The 10191-nt window shown below is 33.3% G+C and carries 10 protein-coding genes and 2 pseudogenes; 9 read left to right on the top strand and 3 right to left on the bottom strand.

Translation table 11 applies throughout. The features are described 5' to 3' along the window. From ACJAX4_RS18645 to ACJAX4_RS18620, 6 genes and pseudogenes are all read left to right on the top strand, one after another. Positions 1-349, top strand: a pseudogene (locus ACJAX4_RS18645) (phospho-sugar mutase); the annotation flags it as partial. Between the two features lie 128 nt (positions 350-477). Next, the gene (locus ACJAX4_RS18640) at positions 478-990 is read left to right on the top strand and encodes an RNA polymerase sigma factor (RefSeq protein WP_435790939.1); all 513 of its coding nucleotides are present in this window, start codon (positions 478-480) and stop codon (positions 988-990) included. After that, positions 981-1442 carry a hypothetical protein gene (locus tag ACJAX4_RS18635; RefSeq protein WP_435790938.1) on the top strand — a complete coding sequence of 154 codons (462 nt, stop codon included), beginning with the start codon at positions 981-983 and terminating at the stop codon, positions 1440-1442. The genes ACJAX4_RS18640 and ACJAX4_RS18635 overlap by 10 nt, the downstream gene beginning before the upstream one ends. Continuing rightward, entirely contained in the window at positions 1423-1947 is a 525-nt protein-coding gene (locus ACJAX4_RS18630; RefSeq protein ID WP_435790937.1) for a hypothetical protein, read from the top strand. The genes ACJAX4_RS18635 and ACJAX4_RS18630 overlap by 20 nt, the downstream gene beginning before the upstream one ends. After that, positions 1940-2254 (top strand): LiaI-LiaF-like domain-containing protein, encoded by a 315-nt coding sequence (locus tag ACJAX4_RS18625; RefSeq protein ID WP_435790936.1) that lies wholly within the window; start codon positions 1940-1942, stop codon positions 2252-2254. Before ACJAX4_RS18630 ends, ACJAX4_RS18625 begins: the two co-directional genes overlap by 8 nt. A gap of 17 nt (positions 2255-2271) precedes the next feature. Then, positions 2272-3045, top strand: a complete 774-nt coding sequence (locus ACJAX4_RS18620; protein ID WP_435790935.1) for a nitrilase-related carbon-nitrogen hydrolase — start codon at positions 2272-2274, stop codon at positions 3043-3045. A gap of 52 nt (positions 3046-3097) precedes the next feature. On the opposite strand, the gene ACJAX4_RS18615 is transcribed toward ACJAX4_RS18620, so the two are convergent. The 3 genes from ACJAX4_RS18615 to glsA form a co-directional block, all read right to left on the bottom strand. After that, on the bottom strand, positions 3098-5179 hold the full coding sequence (locus tag ACJAX4_RS18615; protein WP_435790934.1) for a methyl-accepting chemotaxis protein: 2082 nt from the start codon (positions 5177-5179) through the stop codon (positions 3098-3100). A gap of 223 nt (positions 5180-5402) precedes the next feature. Further along, positions 5403-5672: a late competence development ComFB family protein gene (locus ACJAX4_RS18610; protein ID WP_435790933.1), complete on the bottom strand. Its 270-nt coding sequence runs from the start codon at positions 5670-5672 to the stop codon at positions 5403-5405. Between the two features lie 54 nt (positions 5673-5726). Further along, entirely contained in the window at positions 5727-6644 is a 918-nt protein-coding gene (gene glsA / locus ACJAX4_RS18605; RefSeq protein WP_435790932.1) for a glutaminase A, read from the bottom strand. Positions 6645-6963: 319 nt separating this feature from the next. Here glsA and ACJAX4_RS18600 point away from each other — a divergent pair, with 319 nt between their 5' ends. The 3 genes and pseudogenes from ACJAX4_RS18600 to ACJAX4_RS18590 form a co-directional block, all read left to right on the top strand. Further along, positions 6964-7263, top strand: coding sequence for an autorepressor SdpR family transcription factor (locus ACJAX4_RS18600; RefSeq protein WP_435790931.1), 300 nt, complete (start codon positions 6964-6966; stop codon positions 7261-7263). Then, positions 7247-7915, top strand: a complete 669-nt coding sequence (locus tag ACJAX4_RS18595) for an SdpI family protein (protein ID WP_435790930.1) — start codon at positions 7247-7249, stop codon at positions 7913-7915. The genes ACJAX4_RS18600 and ACJAX4_RS18595 overlap by 17 nt, the downstream gene beginning before the upstream one ends. Before the next feature lie 290 nt (positions 7916-8205). Next, a pseudogene (locus ACJAX4_RS18590) lies at positions 8206-10191 on the top strand (helicase-exonuclease AddAB subunit AddB); the annotation flags it as partial.

Raw genomic sequence — 10191 nt, 5'->3', positions numbered from 1 at the left:
TGTTTTAGATGGGATAGAAGGGCAAAAGAGAATTTCTAGAATGATGGAAGAGTACAGAAAAGATAATCCAAAGACTTTAGGAACTTCAAATCTTACTAAATATATAGATTATGAAGCAGAAGAATCTTACGATATAATCAATGGAAGTGTAGATGCTAGTGGAATTCCGGTATCTAATGTACTTAAATTCTATTTTGATGATGGTAGTTGGTATGCTGTAAGGCCTTCAGGGACAGAACCAAAAATTAAAATATACATGTACTCTAAGGGAGAAACTTTAGAGGCGTCAGAAGCAAAATTAGTAGAAATGAAAGAAATAATAATAGAAAAACTTCAAAGCACAAAATAATACAAAAGGGATTCATGTACAGCGAGGATTGCATTCTGGCGCAGTACATGAATCCTTTAATTTATTTGCAAAGTTGAAGTGTTTTTAGATTGCCAATCGTTATATATATGTAAGGGATAAAAAAGGGGGTGATGATTATACAAAAGGACCAATTTTCAAGCTATATAAAACAATATGAACGTTTAATCATCACTATTTGTTTATCCTTCACAAAAAACTACTTTGATGCTGAAGATTTGGCGCAACAAACTTTTTTATCTGCTTATACGAACTATAATAAATTTGATGGAGTAAATTTTAAGGCTTGGCTTATAACAATTGCAACCAATAAATGTAAAGACTTTCTTAAAAGTCCCGCAAGAAACGTTGATAGCTTATCTTACGTAGATTATGAAATTCTAAAAGATAAGGGAGAAACCCCCGAGGATGCAATACTAAAAAAACAAAGCAGGGAGCAAATACACAGTCTTTGTGACAAATTAAAAGAGCCTTATAGGGAAGTATCGGTAAACTATTTTTGTGAAGATATTAAGCTAAAAGATATGGCGAAAAATACAGGTATAAGTTTAAAAACATTGCAAACCCATCTTTATAGGGCAAAAAAACTGTTGAAAGTTTTATGGAAGGAGGAGTGCACTTGAGTACATTATTTAAAGAAGACGGACACATAACTAAAATATCGCTAAATATGCTTAAAGAGGGTTCACTAAGTGAGGTTGAACTAATTTTAATATCAGATCATATTGCTAGTTGCGAAGATTGTGCTGAAGCGTTAGCTAATAGTTTCAGTGATAATGAACTTGCATGCGCTCCTTCAAGCTTTGAAGAGGAAGTACTAAGTAAAATTAAAATTAAAAAAGAAAAAATGACTCAATTTATATTTTATTCTCTTAGAGTTGCAATGGCGGCAAGTATCGCATTAGTGTTTGTTTTTTCAAACCAATTGAATCTTATAGCTAATACAAAGATAAGTAAATTAAATGTAAATCCTATAAGTTTAAGCAGTGTTAACACTATTAATGAGAGTCTTAATGAGTTTTCACAGAAAATAATTAACATGGAGGTTTTTAGTAATGAAAAGAGAAAGAAGTAAATTTTTAACCTTTTGTTTCTCACTTTTACCTGGTGCAGGTCATATGTATATGGGGTTTATGAAGATGGGTCTATCACTTATGGCAGCATTTTTCTTCTTAATATTTTTCTCTAGCTGGCTTAATATAGGGCCACTACTATTCGTTGCACCATTAATTTGGTTTTATTCGTTTTTCGATTGCATGAATAAACGTTATTCAACAGATGAAGAATTTTTACTTTTAGAGGACAATTATTTATTTTCTCTTGATGAAATCGTAAAAATAGACAGGGGTATATTTAAGAAACACAGAAAGTATACAGGAATAACTTTAGTGATTCTTGGTGGATACTTAATATTTAATAATATTATAAGCAGCTTATATAGATTTATGCCTGAGCGAGTATATTCAGCTATAAGTGCTATAACAAGAGTGGCTCCGCAAGTAATCATAGGCATTGCAATAATTGTTGTGGGTCTAAAGCTTGTTTCAGGCAAGAAAAAAGAGTGTGATCTAAGTGATTAAAGGGCGTAGAGTAGGAACCTTTACCACAGGAATAGTTTTAATTTTATTTGGAATAATGTTTTTATTAAGGCTTATAAACCCAGGAATTAATTATTTACTAATCTCATCAATGTGGCCCCTTATTTTAATTATACTGGGAATAGAAATGATTGTGTCATATATAATAAACAAGGAAGAGATAATTAAATACGATTTTGGCGCAATAGTTCTAATAATATTAGTATCTTTTTTCGCAATGGGCATGGGATGCATGGAATATATAATTACTCACATGGAAGAGATTAAGTCTATATTAAATGTAAACTAAACTAGGGAGTTGATAATATGAAGCTTGCACTAGCTCAATTAGATGTATCTTGGGAGGATAAACCCAAAAACAAAGAAGCGGCCCTTATGTATATAGAACAGGCTGTTAGTTTAAACGTAGATATGATACTTTTCCCTGAAATGGCTCTAACAGGATTTTCTATGAATACCAAGGCCATAGGAGAAATAAATAATGAAACCAAAGAGTTCTTCAAGAAATTATGCTTGAAATTTAAAATATTTATAGGTTTTGGATATGTAGAAGGCATGTCTAATAGCAAAAATAAGTTCGCTATATTGTCTCCAAAAGGAGAAGAAATTGTAGATTACACTAAAATTCATCTCTTTTCTTATGGCACTGAGACTGAATTTTATCAAAGTGGAAATGAGATAAAACATTTTGATGCACTGGGCTTTAATATTGTCCCACTTATATGCTACGATTTGCGCTTTCCCGAAATATTTCAGATAGCCTCAAAGACTGCAGGTTTAATTACAGTAGCGGCTAACTGGCCAATAGAGCGCCGTGAACACTGGATAACTCTACTCAAAGCAAGAGCTATAGAAAACCAATGCTATATTGCTGGAATAAATCGTGTGGGTGAAGGTGACGGATTACACTACAGTGGGGACTCCATGATTATAGATCCACTAGGCAATGTAATAAGCAGTTTATATATGGAGGAAGGTATTGTTGTAGCTGATATCTCACAGAAGAGTGTAACTAAAATTAGAGAGTGTTTTAAACTTAAAGAAGATAGAAGAGATAGTCTGTACGCAGATTTTTATTGATGAAAATATTCCCTCCTACAAAACATTGCAGGAGGGAGTAATATGTCTACCACTAGATTTTAAACTTCTGAACCAATTCATTAAGCTTTTGTGCAAGTGTTGCCTGACTTTGCGAAGTTTGAGCCACTTCTTCCATAGCTTTTGAGGTTTCATCAATGCTAACCTTAATATCTCCCGTACGCTCTGCCGAAAGCTGTGAATTTTGTGCCAGTGTTTGCACTGCATCACTAACCTGACTTACTGTAGCTTCTACTTCTCCTGACATAGAGGCAATTTCTTCTGACATAGAACTTATAAAGTCCCCATCTTCGCCATATTGTTCCCCAGAGGCTGCATATTGTTCTAAAACAGGCTTAATGTCATCTATAATAAATTTAAGTATGTCATTACTATTTTCTGATAAATTACCGAATGACTCTTGAACTTTTAATATAGTACCTTGAATAGTTGTCACAGTTTGTGCAGATTGCTCTGCAAGTTTTCTTACTTCCTCAGCAACAACTGCAAATCCTTTTCCTTGCTCTCCAGCTCTTGCGGCTTCAATTGCCGCATTTAATGCAAGTAAATTAGTTTGAGCTGCAATAGCTGCAATTCCATCAGTCATAATTTTTATCTCATCTACAACTTTTCCATCCTCTATAGCTTTTAATATTTTTTTCTCTTTTTCCTTATAAATGCGGTTGCTATCTCCTAATGCATTTTTAGCTGCTATTCGAACTGCATTAGCTTTTTCCTTTATTTGAGCAGCATTACCACTGCCTTCCATAGCTTTTGAAGATAATTCCTCCATACTTGAGTTAACTTCTTCAACGGATGCAGTTATTTCCTCAGAGGTAGCACTGGCTTCTTGAGTATTTTTATCTATTTCACTAGTAGAATGATCTATTATTTCCATTCTAGATGTTATTTCTTGAACAGTAGCTGAAAGTTCTTCGGATGATGCACTCATATCCATAGAATTATTCACTATCTCCTGTACGAGATGTTTAATATTTTGCTGCGCGGTATTTAATGCCAGCCCTGTTTGTCCAAGTTCATCTTTCCCTCTTATAATAACTCCCTCAGAGAAATCATATAATGATAACCTAAGAGCTAAAGCTTTTATTTCAAGGATTGGTTTTGTAATTTTGCTAGATAATAAAGTTACAATTATTGAAGCTAGTATTAATAATATAATACCAAATATAAGATTTTTATTTCTTATTCCGTATATTGCAGCAAAAGCATCAGATTCCTTTTCAACAGTTATAACAACCCAGTTACCTGAAGTGCCAGGAAGTTTAATAGTTTCATAAGCACTGATTACTTTATTTTCATTTATGTCTACATACTGTGTAATTCCATTTTTCCCATTTAGTGCATCGTTTGTTATGTTTTTGAGTTCATCTGGAACTTTAATATCCTCGGTCTTAGTAGATGGAACACCACTGGAATCGGTTACAATTTTACCAGCTGAATCCTTTTCTTTGACAGTTTTAGTCATTGTTTTATAATTGTATAGTTCTGTAATCTGATTTTTATCAGGATGGGCTATTACTGCTCCTTCTCCATCTAAAACATAAGCATAACTTTTTTCAGTACTATATCTTTCAACTATTGTTTGTAATGCTTCAAGTTTTAGATCAGCCCCCATTATACCTACTAATTCAGCTTTATCATTGCGAATTGGATATATTATAGAATTTACTGCATAATTGTCGCCATTAGTAGTTAGGTATGATTTTGTAATGAATGGCTTTTTTAATTCCATGGCCTGCTTAAACCACCATCTATCAGCTCTATTAGCTAACTTACCACTACTCCTAGAAGTTTGGTCACCCTTTAAATCTTGAATATAAAATAAATCGAAATAAGGATTTTTTTCTATAGTCTTCTTAAGTGCTTCCGTTTGTGATGCAGGCACAAAATCACTAATGCCTCTACTCCTTGTAAGTTCCTCAGTTAGTGCATAGGATTTAGCCATATAATCATAAACACTGTTACCGATAGTTGTTGCCAGTATTTCATTACTTGTGTAAACCTCTTGTTTTAATTGTTTTGACATATAATAGTCAGAAATTACGTTAGATATAATAAATGGTATACCTACGATTAAAATAGCAAAAATGATTAATTGATGTTTGATAGACTTCATTTTCAACCCCCTAGTTTTTATGGTAAAAATCTATATTAAATTCCGCGTTCATTTTTACAAGAATTTAATAACTATCGATTATTTTACCATTTTAATAACCATATATCAATATGTTTCGACAGTGAATTAAAAAGTATATTCTGAATTTTAAATTTAATTGGTACGTAATTAAAACTAAGATTTAATATATAAATCAAGGGAATAATAACAAAAAAAGAAGCTGCTAATGTTTCGGATTAGCTGCTACTATTTCTATTGATTTTGTTATGGCTGTGGTAACGTTAATTTTCTCTTGTTTGTCAACCTCAGCTAAAGCTTTCGTATATATTTCACCTTGCTCAGATACAATATATTTTGTATTAAGTGAGTTTAATGCTATAGCTTTAATGTCTAATTTACACTTTTCACATTTGCAAATATTATCATACCTATTTAATATTTCATCAAGCAGTCTGCACACTACAGTCTCAGAATAATTCTTCGAATTATACATTTGGAGCCTCCCTAAATATTCTAATATAAAAAATATATAACATATATTAAATACTTAAAACATACTTAGGTGGAGCATGCGTGAAAGCTCTTCTAAAACTTTACCTCCACCAATGCTGTTTCCGTAAACGTCGAGGGACGGACCTACAACTGCTATTCCCATGCGGTTTGGAACAACAGACATTATACATCCACCAACTCCACTTTTACTGGGAATACCAACCTCAATACAAAATTGCCCGGATTTGTCATACAGCCCGCAAGTCATCATAAGAGCCTTAACTATACTATTTATGTCCTCTGGAATAATCCTCTCATTTGACCATGGGGCTACTCCATTATTTGCAATAACTGATGCTATCCTAGCTACATCTTGAACAACAACCTCAACTGAGCAACACTTAAAGTAAGTATCTAATACATCTTCTACATCCTTTTGGATTATATTAGCTCCCTTTAGATAGTAAGCCATAGCTCTGTTTGTATTCCCCGTAAACTTTTCGGATTTAAAAACTGAATTGTTTACCTCGATATTGTTATTATTAGATAACCTTTTCATCATATTGTGAATTCTATTAAATTGCTCTATGCCATTATCGCCAGCCACAAGAGATGTACAAACTATTGCTCCTGCATTTATGAATGGATTTGATGGCTTATGTGTAATCTTTATTTCAAGTTTTACCATTGAATTAAATGCGTCGGCTGAAGGTTCTTTTCCCACTTTAGAAAAAACCGCATCTTGGCCATTATCCATAAGAGCACATATAAGGATTATCACCTTCGAGACACTTTGAATAGTAAACTTTGTCTCAAAGTCACCCTCTAAAATAATATTACAGTCTGTGTCAAAGATGCATGCACCAAGGGCATCTCTATTACCTTTTGCAAGTTCAGGAATATATGTTGCTACGGCTCCATTACTCGTATTTTGCTTGCCGGTTTCAATTGCTGCTTTTAATATTGAACGCATTTAAAATCATCCCCTTCATGATATTTAAGCACTGATGTATAAAAAATTTACTTATAATCTAATTTACCACAAATACTTACATTTTAATATTGATTTAATAATTAATTTCATTATAATTTATTTATTATTAACTTTTAGAACTAATAGTTGTTAACCGTCCCCCGCTTTTATCTGGCTTTAAGCCAATTAATTGTTAACCGTCCCCACCTTTTTTAATTTTTTCACGTAAACCCTTGCACCTTTAAATCAAATATAATATACTAGTATTAGATAGTTAGACAAACATCTAAATATCTAATAACAATATAGGAGAGATAATATGTCTGCTTTGAATTTACCTTTTAAAGCTTTAGCTGATCCAACTAGACGGAAAATCATAATGCTTCTTAAAAAAGGAAACCTGACCCCAGGTGAAATCGCAGAGCATTTTGATATGACGAAACCAAGTATTTCTCATCATTTGAATATGTTAAAGCAAGCTGATCTTGCATGTGATGAGAGAAAAGGACAGAATATTTATTATTCGCTGAATACTTCTGTATTTCAAGAGGTTATTGGATGGTTTTTTGATACAACGCGTTTTAATGAAGGAGATGATATTAATGATGAAAAAGATTAGAAGTACTATAAAAAATGATTGGTTCATTATCGCAATAATTACATTAACTTTTGTGGTCTGTCTTTATTTTTACCCAAGCCTCCCAGATAAGATGCCAATTCACTGGAATACTGAGGGCCAAATTGATGGTTACTCTGGAAAATTTATTGGGGCTTTTGGAATTCCCTTAATGAATTTAGCTTTCTATTTTCTATTTATATTTTTACCGTATCTAGACCCCAAAAAAGAAAATTACGTAAAGTTTAAAGGTGCATATAAATTAATAAGATATTCATTTCATATACTCTTTACATGTATACAAGCTTCAATTTTGATGGTTGCACTTGGATACCCGGTGAACATAGGAATGTTTGTAGGCGTGGCCGTATCCTTATTATTTGTAGTAATAGGAAATGTCATGGGAAAATTTAAGCATAATTATTTTGTTGGAATAAAGACTCCTTGGACGCTTGCAAACGAAGAAGTGTGGACAAAAACTCACCGAATGGCGGCGCCATTATGGGTAGTTGGAGGTATTATATCAGGAATCTTTGCAATAATTCTAGATGGAAAGTCATATTTCTATATAGTTTTATTGATAGTAGTATCTGCAATTTCCATTGTTCCAATATTATATTCTTTTGTTATTTTTAAGCAACTTAATAAAAAATAAGCGTTTAATAATGAGCAAAGGGTAGTAGTTTTATACTCAGTATTCAAATATTTTGTCAATAGGTCATAGCGTATGCTGTGACCTATTTTTTGCATCTAAGATTATTAGTTGTTAACCGTCCCCCATTTTTTTCTCTAACATTTAAGCCAATTAGTTGTTAACCGTCCCCCGTTTTTCATCTGGCATGTATAACACCATTAGTTGTTAACCGTCCCCACGCTTTTCCCCATGCTTTTATCCCCACCTCCCCCATGGTATAATATACTTAAGAAAAGAAGGGATGTGTTTTTGTGAGTTTAAGATTTATCTACGGAGGAGCTGGAATGGGAAGAAGTACGTTCTGCTTAAAGGATATAGAGGCTAGAAGTATAATCGAAGGCGAAAAGCCCCTAGTACTTTTAGTTCCAGAACAATTCTCATTTCAAGCTGAAAAGAATCTTATAGAAGTAGTTGGATCCACAGGAATAACAAACATCCAAGTACTTAGTTTTAATAGACTTGCCTACAAAGTTTTTAGTGAAGTCGGAGGCATAACGAAAAAACCGATGGATGGTTCGGGAAAGGCAATGTTAATTCACAGCATACTGCAAAAAAACTTAGATGAATTCAAGGTTTTTAATGGAGCAGCTAAGCAAAAGGGCTTTGTGGATAATGTAGCTGCGGCCATCACTGAGTTTAGAAAATATAACATAACCCTAGAGGATTTAAATAAGGTAAAAGAGAATTTAGGAGAAAGTCCGCTTTTAATAGATAAAATAACGGATTTATCACTTATATATGATGGATTTGATAAGGCATTATGTAAAAACTATTTAGACCCAGACGAGGATTTGACAAGGCTTTATACCGCACTTAAAGAATGCGATATATTTGATGGAGCGGAATTTTGGATTGATGAATTCACAGGCTTTACGCCCCAGCAATATGGAATTCTTGAAATGCTTTATAAAAAGGCTAAGACGATAAATATAACCTTGCCTCTTATGAGCTCTGCGCATTCCAAAACTATAGATGACTCAGATGCTTTTTATGCTATAAAGGTTACAGAGAATAAATTGATAGACCTTGCAGAAGAAACGGGAACTAGCTTTGAAAAACCAGTAGAACTTCAGGGTAATAAAAATCATAAATATAGTGAAAACAATGAGCTAAGATTTTTAGAACAAAATTATTTTGCATTTCCGTATACGCAAAGAACGGAGAAATGTGAAAATATAAAGATATTTAAAGCTCTAAACGCTTATTCGGAAATAGAGCATGTGGCAGTGGACATTCTAAGGCTATGCCGAGATGAAGGTATAAGATTCAATAAAATAGCGGTAGTAACCGGAGATTTGCCTTCCTATGAGAAATTAATTAAAGCTATATTTACAGAATACAATATCCCCTTATTTATAGATAATAAAAAGGACATAACCAGTAACCCTCTAATTGTACTTATAACAGGGGCAGTGGAGATTTTCACTAAGAACTTTAGCTATGAGGCGATTTTTAGATATCTTAAAACTGGCCTTTTAGATATAGATACTCAGCATATAGATATTTTAGAGAATTTCATAATAGCAACAGGAGTAAAGGGCAAAAAGAAATGGACAGATCTAGAGCTTTGGCAGGAAAAGATAGAATACTATTTTAGAGACTATTATAAGAGACGCGCACAGGAAGCTCTAAAATCAAAAGAAAAGCAAGAACAAGAACAAGCAGAACAACCAGAACAACCAGAACAACCAGAACAACCAGAAGCATCAGAAGAATCGCAAAGAGTAGAAGCTACAATAAAAATCCTAAACGAAACAAGGAAGCTTGTAATAGAGCCACTAATAACGCTAAAAGAAAAATTAAGAGGCAAAAACACCACTACTAAAATCTGCACAGCCCTTTTCGAATTTCTAGAAACCATAAATGTATATAAAACTCTAGAAATATGGATAGATAATTTCAAAGAAAATGGCGACCAGGCAGAAGTTACAGAGTACAGTAAAATTTGGAACCTAGTAATGGAACTTTTGGATCAGATGGTAGAAGTTATAGGAGATGAAAATTTATCTCTTGAGGAATTTTCATCGGTGATGTCAATGGGATTTAGCAAACACAAGATGGGACTCATCCCGCCAGCACTTGACGGAGTGTCAATTAGCAGCGTAGACCGCATAAAAAGTCATGATGTAACTGCCTTATATATTATAGGGGTAAATGATGGAGTGTTCCCAAAAGCGAGTAGGGAAGAGGGGATATTTACAGATGGTGACAGAGTAATTCTAAAAGAAAAAGGAATA

Source organism: Clostridium sp. (assembly GCF_051278035.1).
Lineage (GTDB): Bacteria > Bacillota > Clostridia > Clostridiales > Clostridiaceae > Clostridium_AD.
Note: the sequence above shows the minus strand (reverse complement) of the source record. Positions and strands in the feature narration are given on the sequence as shown.